Here is a 17071-nt window from a genome sequence, read left to right as displayed (position 1 = left end):
ATTATTTATTCCTGTTCTTATATTGTGAAATATCTTGACGGAGATTTTTTTGGGTATTATCCACCGCCGCCAAATTAAAGATAATACCGACCATGGCCAAGGTCATAATAACCGACGACCCGCCATAGGAATAAAACGGAAAAGCTATCCCTTTGGTAGGCAGTAACCCGATCGCCATAGCCATATTAAAAAAAGCCTGCATACAAATTGTAATGGTAAGGCCGAAAATGGTGTACGCGTGGACATGTTTTTTGGCTACACACGCAAGGGCAATTCCGCGGCATAAAAACCAACAGAAAAAAACCAAAATAATAGTCCCGATAAACAACCCGAGTTCTTCGCACATAACGGAAAAAATAAAGTCCGTATGGGCGGCGGGCAGATATTCCAATTTCAGTTCGCTGTTTCCAATTCCTTTACCGAACCACCCGCCGGAAGCCACCGCATACAACGAATGGCCCAACTGGTATCCGTCCCCTCCCAAATCGGAAAAAGGATCTAAGAAAATCATGATGCGCCTACGACGATAATCAACCATAAATAACTGATGGACTGCCAACCCGATAGCAAACGGAGCCAAACACGCAGAGATTTTAAGAAATTGCTTAAAGGTCATACCGGCAATAATAAGCATAAACAAAAAGGCAACTCCCATTAAGGTCGGCGTGCCGATATCTTTTTCCGCCAAAATCAAAGCAAGCGTAATACCTGCTACAATTATGGGCTTAAAAAGAAGTTTTATATTTTTGGCTATTTTACCGGTAACACTGTCCAAATAATGCGCGATGTAAATAACCAAAGTTACTTTGGCAATTTCGGAAGGTTGCACCTTAAAGAAACCTAAATCAATCCAACGGTGCACATTGGCCTGTTCGCGCGAGAAAAGCACAATCACCAGCAACACCCAAGAAATACCCAGCAGCACCGCAGGCGATAAAAACTTTACTTTTATTAACTTGGAATAAAACTGCGATAAAAACAATGCCGCACTTACACCGATAATATCAAATACCAACTGGCGCGTGAAAAAGGAAGTGGAATCGAAAGCGCTGGAAGAATAAGTAAAAATAAGCCCGGATAATACAAACGCGCATACAATAAACGCGATAGGCATATCCAATTTTAAGAAATGCCAATCGTCTTTATTCGGTTCCGGGCGGAACGAGTCCCTCCCCGAAAAAATCCCCGGAGATTTTTTGATATAGGTATTGCGCCGTCGAGACGAGTTATTAAATAAAGTAGGCATAACTATTACCTGATTTTTAACGAAGCCAACGCCAATAACATCAGCATTGCGCCGATAATCCAAAACCGTACAATTACTTTCGGTTCCGGTACACCTAACAGTTCAAAATGGTGATGTATCGGAGCCATCTTAAAAAGACGCTTACCGTGAGTTAACTTAAAATACCCCATTTGAAGCATAACGGAAAGCGTTTCCAATACGAAAATACCCCCCGCAATAGGCAGCAGGAGTTCTTGTTTTACGCACAAAGCCGCCGTGCCGATTACCCCCCCTAAAAACAAAGAACTCGTATCGCCCATAAACACTTGGGCAGGGTACGCATTAAACCACAAGAAGCCCAAACAAGCCCCGATTAACGCGCCCATAAACACCGTGATTTCTCCCGCACCGGGCACATAAATAATTTTTAGATAATCGGCAAAGTTGATGTTTCCCGCCAAGTAGGCAAAAATAGCATAAGTGGCCGCCGTAAAAACCATGCACCCGCTGGCTAACCCGTCCAAGCCGTCTGTCAGGTTGGTAGCATTGGAGGAACCCACAATAATCAGCATGGCAAAAGCAAAGTAAAAGACGGACAAATCAATAAACATTTTGCTCATATACGGAATAATCAGGGAAGTGCTGTATTCTCCGTTGGGCGGGTTAAGGGCCAAATAGCCCACCACCACCACAGCCGTAAAAAGTTGAATTGCCAATTTAATGGAAGATTTCATACCTTCCGGATTCTTTTTAACGAGTTTTGTGTAATCGTCCATCACACCGGCAACGCCCAAAGTAAAGGTGGTAAAAACAAGTAACCAAATGTAATTGCTGTCCAACCGTGCCCATAAAAGTACGCTGGCAATTAAACTGATAAAAATTAAGATACCGCCCATGGTGGGAGTTCCGCTTTTGGATAAGTGGGAAGCCGGCCCGTATTCGCGCTCGATTTGTTGAATTTTATAAGAACGCAATTTAGCCACCACTTTCGGCCCGATAAGAAGCGTAAGCAGGAACGAGGTGAAAATCGCCGCGCCCGTGCGAAAGGTAATGTAACTGAAGATATTTAGAAAACTAATATCATCTTTGAACAGTGACAAATAATACAGCATGGGTTAGATCTCCTTTAAGATATTTTCAAAATTCATCGAGCGCGAGGCTTTCACCAGGCACGTGCCCCCATCTTTTAAGGTGAGGGCCAAGTCTTGCGTCCAGGCTTGCGGGGTAAGCCCGTAGAAGCATTTAACGGCAGGATTATTTTGCAATACTTCGTACGCATACTGCATTTGTTCCCCGGCTAAAAATACACTTTCCACACCGTTAGCAAGCACTTGCTGCGCTACCAAACGGTGATATTCTTTAGCATTTTCGCCTAGTTCCTTCATATCTCCCAGTACGGCCACCCGGGGAAGGACTTTTTCCCGCCCTAAAATTTCCAAAGCGTTTTTCATACTGGCCGGGTTGGCGTTGTAACAATCTAAAATAAAGCGGATACCGTTTTTTTCCACCCGTTCCAAACGCATAGGCATCGGCGTAAAAGACAAGAGACCTTTTTGGATATTGTCCATAAAAAGCCCCAAGGCAATCGCCGCAGCCGCGGCAGCCGCCGCGTTTAGTTTATCGTGGCGTTCCAACTTGATATCCACGATATAGGCTTCACCTTTATAAATGAAGGAAAAAACTTCTGTTTCCAGAATTTGCAAATCCGCCCCGGGAGCAAAACCAAAGGAAATACTTTTCCCCTTAAATTCCGTTTTGAGGCGGCTTAACATTTCGTCGTCGGCGTTATACACCAAAGTACCGCCATAGTTTAAGCATTTGGCAATTTCGGTTTTGGTTTGATAGACGGTTTGCAAATCGTGAAAAAATTCCAAATGCGCCGGCGCCACATTGGTAATTACCGCCACATCGGGCACAGCCAAGGAGGCAATTTCCTCAATATCCCCGGGGTGAGAAGCCCCCAACTCAAAGACGCCGTACTCGTGCTTGGGTTGAATTTCCAAGAGGGAAAAAGGAACCCCAAATTGATTGTTAAAATTTCCCATATTGGCCACGGTTTCCCCTGCCGTTTGACAGATGGCACGCAACATTTGTTTGGTAGTACTTTTACCGTTGGAACCTGTAATGGCCGCCACTTTTAAGGTACTGTTCATGCGGTGATATTTGGAAAGGGCCTGTAAAGATTTTAAGGCATTTTCCACCAACAGAAAAGAAGCCTTTGTGTCCCGGGGGACAGTAAATCCTTCGGCTTCCGCCACCACTACGGCGGCACCTTTTTCCAATACTTGAGGGATAAACGCCCGCGCATCGTGCTTTTGCCCTCTTAATGCAATAAAGGCATCTCCGGGCGAAACTACGCGGCTGTCGGTAACGAACGAAGATACTTTTTGCTCGGGGTCGTTTGAAAACAACTCTGCGCGCATAATCTCCGCGATTTTATGAAGTGCTAAATTAAGTTTCATTTCTTTACTTCTCCTTCTTATAAATCTGTAAATTATTCAAAATCTACCTGGTCGGGCTTTACGCCTTTCATTACAAGCAAGCGTTCGGCAATTTCCTTAAATACGGGAGCCGCTGCCGTACCACCGAAAGTGTATTTGGTGGGATTATCCAAAATAATCAAAATGGTAAATTGAGGGTCTGCCACCGGCACAAACCCGCAGAAGGAAACCACGTGGTTTCTCTTGCCGTAGGTTCCTTCTTTACTTAATTTTTCTGCAGTCCCCGTTTTACCGGCAACATTGTAACCGGTAATTTGCGCACGCTTACCCGAACCGTTTTCCACTACACTTTGGAGAACTTTTTTCATAATATCGGTGGTTTCCTGCGTCAGCACGCGGCGGATTTTAACGGGTTTGGAGCGTTTTTCCACCTTGCCGCCCGCATATTCCACGCGGTCAATCAGGTGCGGTTGCATCAAAGTTCCCCCGTTGGCAATAGCGGAATAAGCCCCGATTAACTGTATAGGTGTTAAAAGCACCCCATAGCCATATCCTTTGGTGGCCAAGTCCACCCGCGTCCATTTGTTATAAGCCAACACGCTCCCTTTAGATTCCCCGCGGAAATTGATATCCGTTTTGGTACCGAAACCGAAACTTTTAATATATTTATAAAGTTCCTTGGCCCCCATTTCCACGGCAATTTTACCGGCCCCGATATTGGAAGAAAGTTGCATAATTTCCGGTATGGAAAGATAGTCTTTATCGTGCTGATTATCACGCACGGTAAAACCGCGGGCCACTTCCCAACGGCGATTTTCCATATCAATACTGTCGGTGATGTTCACCGCGCCTGCATCTAACGCCGAAGCAATAGCAATGGTCTTAAAAGTAGAGCCCGGTTCATATGCAAATTGGAACGCTAACGATTGTCCGTCCTTAATAACATATTTTCCGTTTTCTTCAAAAAAGGAAGCCGCCGCCAAAATTTTACCGGTAGAAGGTTCCTGCACCAGCGCAATACCATGTTCCGCACCTACATTTTCCACAGCCTTTTTAAGGGCCGTTTCCACATAGTATTGGGCCACTTCGTCAATGGTTAAATAAACATTGGCCACGGAAAGTTCTTCTTTTAGTTTACGGTCGTAAATAATCTCGCCGCGGCGCACCCGTTTAGCGCGTTTTTTGCTGATGTCTTGGCTGAGTTCGCGGTTGAACATTTGTTCCACTCCGGAAAGCCCTAAATTTTTGGAATTTGCCGCACCGACGATATCCAACGCGCTTTCCCCATACGGGTGGATACGCTCGTATTCCGGGGTTAAATCTAACCCTTGGCCCAAAGGAGTACGCAAGATTTTGGAAATTTTAATGTAATTATCCGGCTTGATTTTCTTAGCGACAAAAAAGAACTTACGATTAGGTTTATTCCACTCGTCCGTGATTTCTTTTTTGCTCATGCCCAATGTTTCCGCCAGAAAGGAAATGGTTTTATTTTTATCTTTCACATATTTCTTGCTGATACCGCAAGAATGTGTCCGCACGGACTCCGCCAACTCGCGTCCGTTCACATCTAAAATTTTCCCTCTCAAACGGTCTTCGGCCAAATAGGTATAAATAGATTTTTCCGCCTGCGAGGAATATTCTTCATACAGAAATGTCTGCACATAAAAAAGCCTGCTGAAAATAATAAGCGGAGAAACCAAAATACACAACCCTATCACGCGCATACGTTTTTTAACATTAAACACGAACGGGGAAGAAGATTTTTTCTTAAACATATTATTTATTATCCAATATAATCACTTGGTGGGGTTTAGCCGGAACCAAACCCAATTTTTCCTGTGCCAAGGCAGAAATATTGCCGGGGCTTGCCAAACGGGAAATTTGCAACTGCAAATATTGGTTACGGGCTTCTTTCACTTCCACTTCGTTTTGCAAGTGGCTGATTTCGCGCCCGGAACGGTTTATTTCGGTGCGAAGTACCGCTACCCCAAATACAAACAGACACAAAACAAACAACAAGACAAAATATTTCTTCATTTTATTCTCTCTATCACCCGTAATTTGGCACTGCGGGAACGACGGTTTTGGCGTACTTCTTCGTAAGAAGGAGCCAAAGCATGTTTGTTAATCAGTTTCCAATCGCCCGTTTTGGAAAGCATCTTAAAATAATTTTTTACCAAGCGGTCTTCCAATGAGTGAAAGGTTAGCACGGCGGCTCTCCCGCCGGGACGAAGGATTGCCCCCAACGAATTAAGCACCGTTTCCACCGTTTGGAGTTCCTGGTTACAAGCAATACGCAAGGCTTGGAAAGTTTGCGTAGCCGGGTGGGTTTTACCGTGGCGAGGGCAAACACTTTCCACCACATTTTTTAACTGTTCGGTGGTTTCAATGGGGGCTTCTTTGCGGGCACGCATAATAGCCAAAGCGATTTTGGTATAGTTGCGTTCTTCGCCGTAATCTTTCAAAATTCTTTCCAACTCGGCCATGGGCCAAGTGTTTACGATTACCGATGCCGAAAGCGGGTTTTGTAAATCAAAACGCATATCCAAAGGGCCGTTTCCCATGATGCTAAAACCGCGGGCAGGGTTATCCAACTGATAAGAACTCAAACCTAAATCAAATAATGCTCCGTCCGCGCCGCCAATGCCCAATTCTTGAAGCACTTGCGGGGCTTCTGTGTAACTTTTGTGATAAACCTGCAGGCGGGCATCTCCCACCCGTTCTTGGGCCATTTTCAAGGCTTCCTCGTCTTTATCAAACCCTAAAACGCGCGCTTGGGCGGACAAACGGGATAAAAAGTACTTGGTATGTCCCCCTAACCCCAGCGTACCGTCCACATACACACCGGAAGGGTTGGTCAGCAACAAGTCGGCAATTTCTGGCGCCATGATAGGAATATGCGTCCAAATTTGATTCATTAAAATCCTCCCTTATATGCATTGGTGGGTACCATCTCCAATTTGTTTATTTTCGTTTTTTTAGGAGGTGGCGGCGGCCCTTTTCGGTGGGGCGGTTTTGCGCTCGGTTTGGGCGGCGGTGAGGTGCGCGGCGGTTTCCCTGTGTGATGCGGGGCGTGCTTGGGAGCAGGTTTTTGCTGCAAGATTTCCCCCGCTTTATAAGCCCGTTGAAGTTCGTGCAACCATACATTTTGAAGCACGCTCACTTTGTTAAAAGGCATACCATAGGCACGATACAAGGCCTGATGAATAGGCGTTTTGGCCTTCAGTTCATTACAAAATTTATAAAATTCGTCGCGGGTGCGTTTGTTAAGTAAATAATCCATTAAACTGTAAGCCTGCGTGTACCACAATTCGGCCTGTCGCGTGGAAAGGGAACTTAAGTCCTCGGTAACCGTCATCTCCTCCAACGGGATAATATCCCCCTTTACGATGCGGCGCATACTTCTATCCAACCACCCCGGTTTTTGCTTTGTGGAGTGAATCTGCATATAAACAGCCATGCCTTCCGAAAGCCACAACGGCGAAATGGTAGGCAAAAAGTATCCGTCAAAATAAAGGTGGGTGAGTTCGTGTACGGATAAGGCATAAAAATCGTGTCCTTCGATTACATACATAGTATCGGAGCGCAAATCCGACGATGCCCCCGACCACGAAGGGTGTTTGGTAAAATCCATGTAACTTTCTTTTCGGCCGAAAATCATTACCAAAATTTTATTGGGCTTAATCAAAATGGTAAAGGGGGTTAAGTCCAACATTAAATTCCCGTGGATAGTGTCGAGCACGGTTTTAATTTTGGGCGTAACGGGATTTTTTTCCCGATAAATAAGATAGTTAAAAGTATCGTCCGTTAAAAAACCGGGAGGCGGCGGAGACCAACGCACCTTTTTGGCGGAATCAGCCGGACGGTGTACTTGCGTGGGCAACAGTTCCAATCCCCGTTCGGGCGCTACATGGGATATTTCTTCCAACCCGGAAATCATCTCGTTAAAGGCTTTTTCATCTTCCGGGTCGTAAGGTTGCATTTCTTCTTCATGGGCAAGCGGTTTCGGCTTTTCTGCAGGTTTTTCTTCGGCAGGAACAGGTGCTTCTTTTGCGAGATCCTGTTGGGCGGAAGGGGTTTCGGTTTTGGAAGAGAAAAAGGATTTCACCATTTCGGCAGGTTTTAAGCCAAAAGAGCGCAGAAGCGGCGGCATGATGAGCATGCCCGCTAAAATCCATAAAATAACCGTTATCTTCCTAACAATATCCATTACTCGTTCTTTCCAAATAAGGTAAAATGTCTTTTTTTGTCATCGGCAGGGAGTGTATATTTTTCCACGCCCAGCAATTGCGCACCGTATTTGGCCGGGTCGGTTTGGTCGGCCTGCGGGTGTTCCCCCTGGTAGGCCATAAATACCCCGCCCGGGCGAACGGCACTCAAACAAATTCCCAAAATATCGGGAAGTTGGCCCATCGCGCGTTCGGTTACGAAATCAAACTGGAAATGACCGTGTTGACCTAAACGCGCATTTTTTACTTTCACATTTTTAAGGCCCAAATTCATAATGGCCCAGTTCATAAACGAACAGCGTTTTTCGATGCTTTCCACCAAGGTTATTTGCGCTTGAGGCAAGGATATCGCCATGGTTAAGCCGATATACCCCGCCCCCGAGCCGACATCGGCCAAGGTAAAAGTTTCCAATCCTTTTACACGGGACATGGCATACACTTTGGCGGCTCCTGCGAGCCCGTCGCAAATATGGCGGGAGAGGACTTCCTGCAAATCAGCGGCACTGGTTAAATTCAAAAAATCTTTTTTCTGCCACACACGCTCCGCATAAGCAACCAACAGTTTGGCTTGTTCTTCGCTAACGGTCAAACAGACGCTTTGGGCAAAATCAGTTAGTTTTTTGAACATTTTTCAGCCTCCTAAAGCGTTCTATGTGTACGGCCAACAACTGAATATCGGCCGGCGTTACCCCCGGGATACGGCTGGCTTGGCCCAAGGTTTGCGGTTTTACTTCGCGTAATTTTTGGGAACTTTCAAACAAAATACCGCGCACCGCGGAAGGGTCGAACCCTTCGGGAATTTTAACGGCGTCCATATCCGCCAAGCGCTGGGCATCTTTTTTATTCCGTTCGTAATAACCGGCATACTTCAAATGAATATCCGCATGGGTACGGGCTTTTTCCACCGTCCACGGGGCAAAATCGTCCGCCAGTTCTTGCGTTACATCGGCATTGGGGTGTTCGATTAGTTTTTGCGTAAGGGCACGGTATTTTTCAAAGGGCACTTTGTATTTTTCGTCCAACATACCCAATTCCAACGCATGAGGAGTAAGGCGCAAGTCGGCATTATCATTACGGAGTAAAATACGATATTCCGCGCGGGAAGTAAACATGCGGTAAGGCTCATTGACCCCTTTGTTGACCAGGTCATCAATCAACACCCCGATATAGGCTTCGTCGCGGCGCAAGACGAAAGGCTCTTTGCCTTGCACTTTACGCGCCGCATTGATACCGGCAATCAGCCCCTGTCCGCCGGCTTCTTCATAGCCGGTGGTGCCGTTAATTTGCCCTGCCATAAACAGGCCGGGAATACGCTTGCTTTCCAAGTGAGGGTAAAGATCCATCGGGTCGGAAAAATCGTACTCGATAGCATATCCGGGGCGCGTGATAGTGGCATTTTCCATACCGGGAACAGATTTAATAAGGGCGCGCTGTACTTCTTCGGGCATACTGGTAGAAAAACCTTGGATATAATACTCCTCGGTATCAAACCCTTCGGGCTCTAAAAAGAGCGGGTGGCTGGTAACATCGGGAAATTTTTTAATTTTGTCTTCTACCGACGGACAATACCGCGGCCCCAAGCCATGGATATTTCCGCTATACATAGCGGAGCGTTGGAAGTTCTCGCGCAAAATTTTATCCGTTTCCAAAGTCGTGCGGGTAACATAGCAACTTAGAAACTTGCGTTTTTTCTGTTCGTTTACATCCGTAAAGTGGGAAATGGGTTGCAGGGGATCGTCCGACGGTTGCAGACGGAATTTGGAATAATCTAACCCGCGCGCATTGATACGCATGGGAGTGCCCGTCTTAAAGCGTAAGATATTTAAGCCCAAACCTTCGCGCAAATCTTTGGCCAGTTCGTCCGAGGGCATATCGTTGTAGCGTCCGCCGCGGAACTGCTCCGTACCGATGTGGATACTGCCCGCCAAAAAAGTTCCGCAAGTAAGTATTACCGTTTTAGCCTGATAGAAAGTATTACGCAAAGTTCTTACGCCGCCAACTCCGTTATCGGTCGTGGCGATTTGTACGGCTTCGTCTTGCATGATATCCAAATTGGGTTGCAATTCCAAAAGATGTTTGAAAGTAAATTGATAAACTTTTTTATCGCATTGGACACGCGGGGAGTGTACCGCCGGGCCTTTGCCGGTGTTAAGCATATGGTAGTGCAAGGCAGAATAATCAGTCACGCGGCCCATGGCGCCGCCCAAGGCATCAATTTCACGCACGATTTGCCCTTTGGCAATTCCGCCGATAGAAGGGTTGCAGGACATTTGGGCTACGGTATCCAGGCTTTGGGTTAAGAGAAGGGTTTTAGCACCCAATTTGGCTGAAGCAAGTGCCGCTTCACAACCGGCGTGCCCGCCGCCAATTACAATCACATCATATTTTTCTTCACAAACAAACATTTCTATTTTCCCATACAGAATTTGGAAAAGATAATCCCCAAAACATCGTCCGGGGTTACTTCGCCGATTAAATCTTTTAAGTAAATAATCGCACCGCGCAAATGCTCGGCCACGATTTCGCCTCCGTCTTCTTGGCGAAGGAGTGCGCTTTCCAATTCGGTTTGAGCGCGCAAGAGCGCCTCAAAATGGCGCAGATTGGAAATCATTAACCCGCCTTCGGTTTGGGCGGCGGTTACATCGGCCGTGAGGGCTTTTTTTAATTCCGCAAGCCCTTCACCCGTTTTGCACGAAACAGGCAGAGTTTGATATTTTTCCGCCCCTTGCGGAAGATTTCCTTTAGCCGACAAATCGGTTTTGTTATGCACGATAAGCACGCGCTTTTCTTGGGCTTTGATATCCTGCCACAAAGCATTTTCTTCCTCTGTAAGCGGACGGGAAGAATCTAACACAAACACCACCACATCAGCCTGCTCCATGGCACGCATACTGCGGCGCATACCTTCCTGTTCGGCCGGGTCAAGCGCATGTTCGCGAATACCGGCCGTATCGGTTAAAATAATTTTTTGACCGTTGATTTCCAAGGTTTCTTCCACCGTGTCGCGCGTGGTACCACACGCATCGGCCACGATGGCACGGTCAAAGCCCACAAGGGCATTAAGCAAACTGGACTTACCGCTGTTGGGCACGCCCACGATAGCCACTTTGAGGCCTTCTTTAATAAATTTACCGACGGAAAAAGTATCCGCTAATTTTTTAATTACGCACATGGCTTTGTTTATTTCTTCTGCTACAAAACTTTGCGCAAGCGGTACCATTTCTTCATCAACATCATCTAAACGCACTTCTATTTGGGCCAACAGTTCCGCTAGGGTGGTGCGGATTTTTTCCACTTCCGCGGTCAATTTTCCGTCCAAACTGTCCATCGCCAATTTATGAGCGGCTTTGTTACCCGAGGCAATCAAATCGCACAAACCTTGTGCTTCCAACAAATCCATTTTTCCGTTCAAAAAAGCCCGTTGGGAAAATTCCCCCCTTTTGGCAGGCACGGCACCGGCTTCGCACAAAAGTTCCAACAGTCTGCCTTTGATGTAAGAGGAAGCGTGCAGGGCAAATTCCACTACATCTTCCCCGGTAAAAGAGTGAGGGCTTTGAAAGTAGGTAACGAGGGCTTTATCCAATACGGTTTCTCCGTCGTAGATAGTGCAAAAAGTTTGCACACGGGGAGACCAGGCGGTTTGCCGACGGGTAACTTTAGAAAGAATAGACAAAGCGTCCGGGCCGGAAAGGCGCACTAAAGCCACCGCTCCGCCCGCACCCGTTGCCAATGCGCAGATGGTTGTTTGCATAGATATATTTTATCATTTTTGAGGGGCTTTTTTAGGATATTTTCCGTACGCACGCGCGCAAAGAAAAACGAAAGGTATTTTATAGACTCTGGAAAACAAAAACAGGCACAGTTTTTACCTGTGCCTGTTTATCTTAAAAACAATTGGTTTATTTATTTTCTTCCGTGTTGGCGGGAGTTTCAAATAACGGGCCGCAATCGCAAGTGGGCGTTTCCGCCACGGGGGCTTGCATTTCAGGTGCGGGTTGCGCCACCTCTTCTCCAACAGGGGTTTCAGCCGGGGCAGGTTCTTCCCCGCAGGAACCGCAACAACCGCTGCAGCAAGAGCAAGAAGATTCTTGTTTTTCTTCCACGGGTTCTTGCGCCACGACTACTTCCACCGTTTCTTCAACTGCAACAGGCATTTGTGCGACCGCTTCCGGGGCAGTGGTTTCCGCCGGGTTTTCTTCGGCTACGGGAGCCGTTTCAGCAACCGGGGTAGTGTCGGCAACGGGGGCTGTTTCTACGGGTTGCACCGGGGTTTCTTCCACGGGCTGAACAGGGGCTTGTTCCTGTGTTTCTTCGGGGATATCCTCACCGATTACACCGGGAACAAAATCTGCCGGGGCTTTACCGGCTTGGAAATCAGCCGTGGCTTTATCGGTAGGGCGGAAGGTAACTTTACGCCATTTGCCTTCCCCTTCCGAAGCAGTTACCACATATTCGTGGCCTTCCACCGCGCGGTGAATATAGCGGCGCAGTTGGGCACTCATGGGGCGGAAACGGAACACACTGTGCCCACGCTTAATTGCATCAATACCTTTGGCAATTTCGGCATCGATTTTATCTTCCGCTTTTCTCCAATAGTTTTGCGTATCCGTGATGACGGAAATCGGTTTATCAAAATGACGGCTGATAGCCAAGGTGGACAGATATTGAATAGCCTCCAAGGTTTTGCCTTCTTTACCGATAACAATGGCCGGGTGGTCGCAATCGAAAGTAAGTAAGATGCGTTGTTGTTTTTCGTCCCACCACACGTTTAAGTTTTCCACTTTTACGCCCATGTGGCTTAACACATTGGCCAAGTGATCTTTGGCTTCTTGCATGGGGGCTTTCAAGTTTTCCGGGATAACGGCGTTCTGGATAGCCTCACTGGGCAAAAGTTGCGCTTCGTTGGCTTTGGGGCCTTTTTCTACGCGAGGAATACGGATTTCCAAATCCGAGGTACGGCGAGCCCCTCTGCGACCGCCGCGGGAGTTGCGGTCTTTGCGGCCGCCGCGGGAAGGTTTAGATTTGCGCTTCGGGACGTCCATATAGATTTGCGCATCTAAATCAGCCGTGCTCCAGCGTTTTTGGCGCAATTCTACCACAGCCGGGCGGGAACCTATGCCCAAAAAACCTTTCTTCGGCGTTTTTAAGACGGTTACTTCTACTTGATCTCTTCTTAAACCCAATTCTTTTAAGCCTTTTGCGATTGCATCGGCTACTTCTTTGGCTTCTACTTTAATTTTGTGTGCCATAATAAAATACTCCTTTAGTTGGCTTTCGCTATTTTGCGGTTAACAAGTGTTTGAATCCCGAAAGTAAGCAAGCTGTTGGTCAACCAATACAACACCAAGCCGGACGGGAAGTTCATAAAAAGCACGGTAAAAAACACCGGCATATACTTAAACATAGCGGCCTGGGCAGGATCTGTCCCGGCAGGCATATTGTTTTTTTGTTGAAAGAACATCACTGCACCCATTAAAATGGGCAAGATATAATACGGATCTTTGGAAGACAAATCCGTAATCCAGAATACGAAATCGGCTCCGTGTAACGACCACGAAGTTCTAAGCGCATTGAACAGTGCCAAAAAGATAGGCAACTGAATAAGCATCGGCAAGCAACCCGCGAGCGGATTGACCCCGTATTTGCGATACAGGTTCAAGGTTTCGCGGTTTAAGGCTTCGGGGTTGCCTTTATATTTTTCTTGAATACGCTTCATTTCGGGTTGAATCTTTTTCATTTGAGCGGCCGATTTTAATTGCATCAGCGTAAACTTAAACAGAATCGCTTGCAACAAAATCGTCAACATGATAATAGAAACCCCATAGTTGCCCGTCCAACCATAAAAAGTTTCCAACACATTACGGGCAATTTTACCAAGAGCACCGAAGAAACCGAAAGCGATACTGCGATCCAAGTGATACGGTAAAGCCAAGAAGGCTTTGTAATCTTTCGGGCCGAAATAAAAGTCGGAATTATAGACGAGTTTGGAGTTCGCCTCCACATTGGCACCCGGTACGGAAACGGACAATTGCGGGCCTTTCAAATCACCTTCGCCAAAAAGCCCCCACATGCGTTTTTGTTTTCCGATTACTTCCTTGCTCGTGGCCAAAGCACCCGGTTTCCAATCTTGGGGAATCAACACCGACAGGAAATAGCGGTTTTCCACCCCTGCCCATACCCACGGAAGGGAAGGCTGGGAATCGTCCTTCTCAAAAACTTCCAAGGTCGGTTTTTTCTTTCCGGCCTCTTGTACCAAATAGACAGCTTTGGATTCCCGTTCATTATCTTTGAGTTCGCTTTTTACCGTAGAAAGCCCGGGGCCGAAGTGGTAGTTCCACTCGCCGAGGGTTAAGTCTTTGGAAGTTTTGTTTTCAAAGGTAACGGTTAGGTTGTTGATACCGTTTTCGTTAAAACGATATGTTTTGGAAACGGTAAACCCGGGGACGATATCCCCCGAGAAAGTAATAGAATCTTGCGTGCGGGAAAACTCGGCAAAATCTACCGTCGGTAAAGTGGCAAAATACCCGGGCCCTTGATACGGGGTCAGGTCCACATCGCCGACAATATCTTTGAAAAGATAAGTTTTAATCCCGGCACCTTTAGACGAAAAAGTAATATCCGCCTGAGGAAGATTCAAGGTAATGAGTTCTTCGGGTTTTTCGGTAGGTGTTTCTTTGGTAACAGGTGCGCCTGCCACCAAAACGGCGGAAGAAGTTTTTTGGGAGGCTTCTTCTGCGGTTTTTTTCAACTGTTCCTCGGCCGCGGCCTGAGCGGCGCGGGCACGGGGAAGGGCTACAAACTGATTGTAACCGGTAATTACCAGCAAGAAAAACATGGCGGTAATTAAAAACTGTCTGTTCATAATACTCCTATATAACAACAGGCGACACGGAAGAACCGTGCAGCCGGCAAGCGGAAAATAAACAGACAGGGAAAGGAATCAGGGCACCGGGTCGTATCCGCCCGGATGGAACGGGTGACATTTAAGCACCCGCTTGACGGCTAAATAAGAACCTTTTAACACGCCATATTTGGAAATCGCTTGTTTGGCATATTGGCTACAGGTAGGTGTAAAACGGCAGACACCTTTTGGCCCTAAAAGCGGGCGGACAAATAACATGAACGCACTGAGCAGCCAAAGCAACAAATTCTTGAAAAAAAGCGAAATCGTTTTCATTTTTTAATCTTCAATAGCAGGGTTCGCTTTATCTGAAGACTCTCTAAGCAGGGCGGCCTTGCCGCACAGTGTCATGAGCGCGTCCTGCGCTGCGTGCACATCTGCTATTTTTTCGCTGTCCCGAGGACTTACAACAAGGTCCGTTCCGGGTAAAATGTATTTCCTATTAAGTCTGAATGCTTCCCGCAGAAGCCTTTTGGCGCGGTTACGCATAACCGCCGGGCCAAGTCTCCTTGACACCACTACCGCAAAACGGGCCGGGCGCTTTTCTGTGCTACCCCTCCCCCACAACACAACTCCGTTATATTGCAGTTTAATGCCGCCTTTTATAACCCCTTGAAAATCGCTTTTAAGGTGAAGGCGGCAAAAACGCGGCAGACCATTGGGCTGCATAAATTAGGCTCTGATGAGTTCGTGGCGTCCTTTGGCTCTTCTGGCGCTGAGCACCTTTCTGCCGCCGGCGGTAGCCATTCTGGCTCTGAATCCGATATGTTTGGCACGTCTTCTTTTGTTAGGTCTGTAAGTCGGTAACATTTTCTTCTTATACGCTAATTCTGGCACGGGAAACCCGAACTGGAAAGAGCGTATCTCCTATTAATTAATTTAAAATTGTTTCACTTGAAACGTACTATATTATATCTTTTATTGCGATTGTTTGCAAAACAAAGATTATTTATTATAGAGTTCCAAAGCAGATCTATCTACAATTTGTCCGCCGCGTCCGTTATAAATTACCACTTTGCTACCATTGGGTTCCAGGAAGGTTCCTTCTCTTCCGACTGGTTTATAACCTATTCTGCAAGGCAGTTCATATACCGTTACTTCTTCGCCCCAAAAGATTTGTTTTTTCCCGTTTCCTTTATAAAAAGCATGTAAATCTTGGGCAAGTTGCGTTTGGCCATCGTACAGCAACGGAAAACCCGCTTTAGTCCATGTTTCTATAGTCTCTATCTCAAGGGCCTCTTTAGACGCAGAAATTTCTCCGTTCGGGCCGACTTCCAACGAAATGGACCGAACTACAGGAGTCGCTTGGATAATTTGGCTTTCCAATACCGGCGGAATTTCGTCAAAAGCGTGAACATCAAAAGAACCGTCCTGGTGGCGGACAATCATGGTGCGAGGGCCCAGTTCCCCCACCCCAACTACTTCGCAGGTTCTAAGCAGATTATAAACCGTGGCAGGGGCCTTAGTAAGCGGGTGGAAAGGAAGTTCGATTCTTAATTCCGCCGCCGCTTTATCTTCCAAAAGGGCTTTCATGCCGGTAAAATGCCGCACAGCCACAGGTTCGGGAGAAAAGGCAAAGTGCAAATCAAAATGGCTCGGATTTTCTTTTTTATAAGCGGCCTCAAAACCTTCGGTCATCCACGCAGGGGCTTGCTGACTCCGGACAATTTCAATGGTTCCACTTTCCGCGTTTCTTACTAAAAAATCATCTCTTTTTACAACTGCTTTCAAGTCGGACAAATAGCGCAGTTTGTCGTTTTTGGCAACGATAATTTCCGCACCTTTGGGGTTTTGTAAAGGATAACTCATCTTTTGAGTTTTCAAATACCCCATAGTGGTACCGGCTTTATTGGACTTAGAAAAGTGTTCGGGGCCCAATACCACTTTACGAACCAATTCTCCGTCGGGAGTTTTGAAGGTGGAAGACAGATTGCTGTTTCCGCCGCCCAGCACGCCTGTAGCAGAAACCTTTTCTATTTTTTTACTGATAGACTCGGCTAAAGTTTCGGTAACAGGGCTTTGCGCAGGGAAGGGAATTTCCAGTTGAACATATTCTTCCGGGAATTTAATTTTTAATTGGGTAGCGGTAACGGTTTTAGGCAAAGCAGAAGCCGCACGGGAAGTGATAGCAGGTAATTTGGCCGGAGCACCGGTTAAAGCCTTTGCAACATTTTTCCCCCCCTTAATTAAATTCCTTTGAGCAAAAGCGGCAGGAGCAAGCAACATAAGGGCACAGCATACACAAGAAAAGCGGTTTAATTGGGTCATAGTAAAA

The 17071-nt window shown here is 46.7% G+C and carries 16 protein-coding genes; all 16 read right to left on the bottom strand.

Translation table 11 applies throughout. The features are described from left to right. Position 1: 1 nt before the first annotated feature. Complete coding sequence (locus E7027_03855) at positions 2–1246, bottom strand: cell division protein FtsW (protein MBE6421249.1); 1245 nt, start codon at positions 1244–1246, stop codon at positions 2–4. Between the two features lie 5 nt (positions 1247–1251). Continuing rightward, positions 1252–2337, bottom strand: coding sequence for a phospho-N-acetylmuramoyl-pentapeptide-transferase (locus E7027_03850; GenBank protein MBE6421248.1), 1086 nt, complete (start codon positions 2335–2337; stop codon positions 1252–1254). Positions 2338–2340: 3 nt separating this feature from the next. Then, positions 2341–3687 carry a UDP-N-acetylmuramoyl-tripeptide--D-alanyl-D-alanine ligase gene (locus E7027_03845; GenBank protein ID MBE6421247.1) on the bottom strand — a complete coding sequence of 449 codons (1347 nt, stop codon included), beginning with the start codon at positions 3685–3687 and terminating at the stop codon, positions 2341–2343. Between the two features lie 32 nt (positions 3688–3719). After that, positions 3720–5441, bottom strand: coding sequence for a penicillin-binding protein 2 (locus tag E7027_03840; protein ID MBE6421246.1), 1722 nt, complete (start codon positions 5439–5441; stop codon positions 3720–3722). A gap of 1 nt (position 5442) precedes the next feature. Then, positions 5443–5703, bottom strand: coding sequence for a hypothetical protein (locus E7027_03835; GenBank protein MBE6421245.1), 261 nt, complete (start codon positions 5701–5703; stop codon positions 5443–5445). Beyond that, positions 5700–6584, bottom strand: a complete 885-nt coding sequence (gene rsmH / locus E7027_03830) for a 16S rRNA (cytosine(1402)-N(4))-methyltransferase RsmH (protein MBE6421244.1) — start codon at positions 6582–6584, stop codon at positions 5700–5702. Before rsmH ends, E7027_03835 begins: the two co-directional genes overlap by 4 nt. Further along, a complete protein-coding gene (locus tag E7027_03825; GenBank protein MBE6421243.1) occupies positions 6584–7876 on the bottom strand; it encodes a hypothetical protein in 1293 nt (430 codons plus the stop codon). The genes rsmH and E7027_03825 overlap by 1 nt, the downstream gene beginning before the upstream one ends. Beyond that, a complete protein-coding gene (rsmG, locus tag E7027_03820) occupies positions 7876–8523 on the bottom strand; it encodes a 16S rRNA (guanine(527)-N(7))-methyltransferase RsmG (GenBank protein MBE6421242.1) in 648 nt (215 codons plus the stop codon). Before rsmG ends, E7027_03825 begins: the two co-directional genes overlap by 1 nt. After that, positions 8504–10300 (bottom strand): tRNA uridine-5-carboxymethylaminomethyl(34) synthesis enzyme MnmG, encoded by a 1797-nt coding sequence (gene mnmG, locus E7027_03815; GenBank protein ID MBE6421241.1) that lies wholly within the window; start codon positions 10298–10300, stop codon positions 8504–8506. Before mnmG ends, rsmG begins: the two co-directional genes overlap by 20 nt. A gap of 2 nt (positions 10301–10302) precedes the next feature. Further along, positions 10303–11646, bottom strand: coding sequence for a tRNA uridine-5-carboxymethylaminomethyl(34) synthesis GTPase MnmE (gene mnmE / locus E7027_03810; GenBank protein MBE6421240.1), 1344 nt, complete (start codon positions 11644–11646; stop codon positions 10303–10305). Positions 11647–11794: 148 nt separating this feature from the next. Beyond that, the gene (locus tag E7027_03805; protein MBE6421239.1) at positions 11795–13144 is read right to left on the bottom strand and encodes a KH domain-containing protein; all 1350 of its coding nucleotides are present in this window, start codon (positions 13142–13144) and stop codon (positions 11795–11797) included. Positions 13145–13158: 14 nt separating this feature from the next. Beyond that, positions 13159–14757: a membrane protein insertase YidC gene (gene yidC / locus E7027_03800; GenBank protein ID MBE6421238.1), complete on the bottom strand. Its 1599-nt coding sequence runs from the start codon at positions 14755–14757 to the stop codon at positions 13159–13161. A 78-nt stretch (positions 14758–14835) separates the two neighbouring features. Continuing rightward, positions 14836–15072: a membrane protein insertion efficiency factor YidD gene (yidD, locus tag E7027_03795; protein MBE6421237.1), complete on the bottom strand. Its 237-nt coding sequence runs from the start codon at positions 15070–15072 to the stop codon at positions 14836–14838. Positions 15073–15075: 3 nt separating this feature from the next. Next, positions 15076–15465: a ribonuclease P protein component gene (gene rnpA / locus E7027_03790; protein ID MBE6421236.1), complete on the bottom strand. Its 390-nt coding sequence runs from the start codon at positions 15463–15465 to the stop codon at positions 15076–15078. A gap of 3 nt (positions 15466–15468) precedes the next feature. Continuing rightward, positions 15469–15606 carry a 50S ribosomal protein L34 gene (locus E7027_03785; GenBank protein ID MBE6421235.1) on the bottom strand — a complete coding sequence of 46 codons (138 nt, stop codon included), beginning with the start codon at positions 15604–15606 and terminating at the stop codon, positions 15469–15471. A 135-nt stretch (positions 15607–15741) separates the two neighbouring features. Next, complete coding sequence (locus tag E7027_03780) at positions 15742–17064, bottom strand: hypothetical protein (protein ID MBE6421234.1); 1323 nt, start codon at positions 17062–17064, stop codon at positions 15742–15744. Between the last annotated feature and the right edge of the window lie 7 nt (positions 17065–17071).

The sequence above is a fragment of the Elusimicrobium sp. genome (genome assembly GCA_015062115.1).
Lineage (GTDB): Bacteria > Elusimicrobiota > Elusimicrobia > Elusimicrobiales > Elusimicrobiaceae > Avelusimicrobium.
This window is presented reverse-complemented; position numbering and strand designations above follow the sequence as displayed.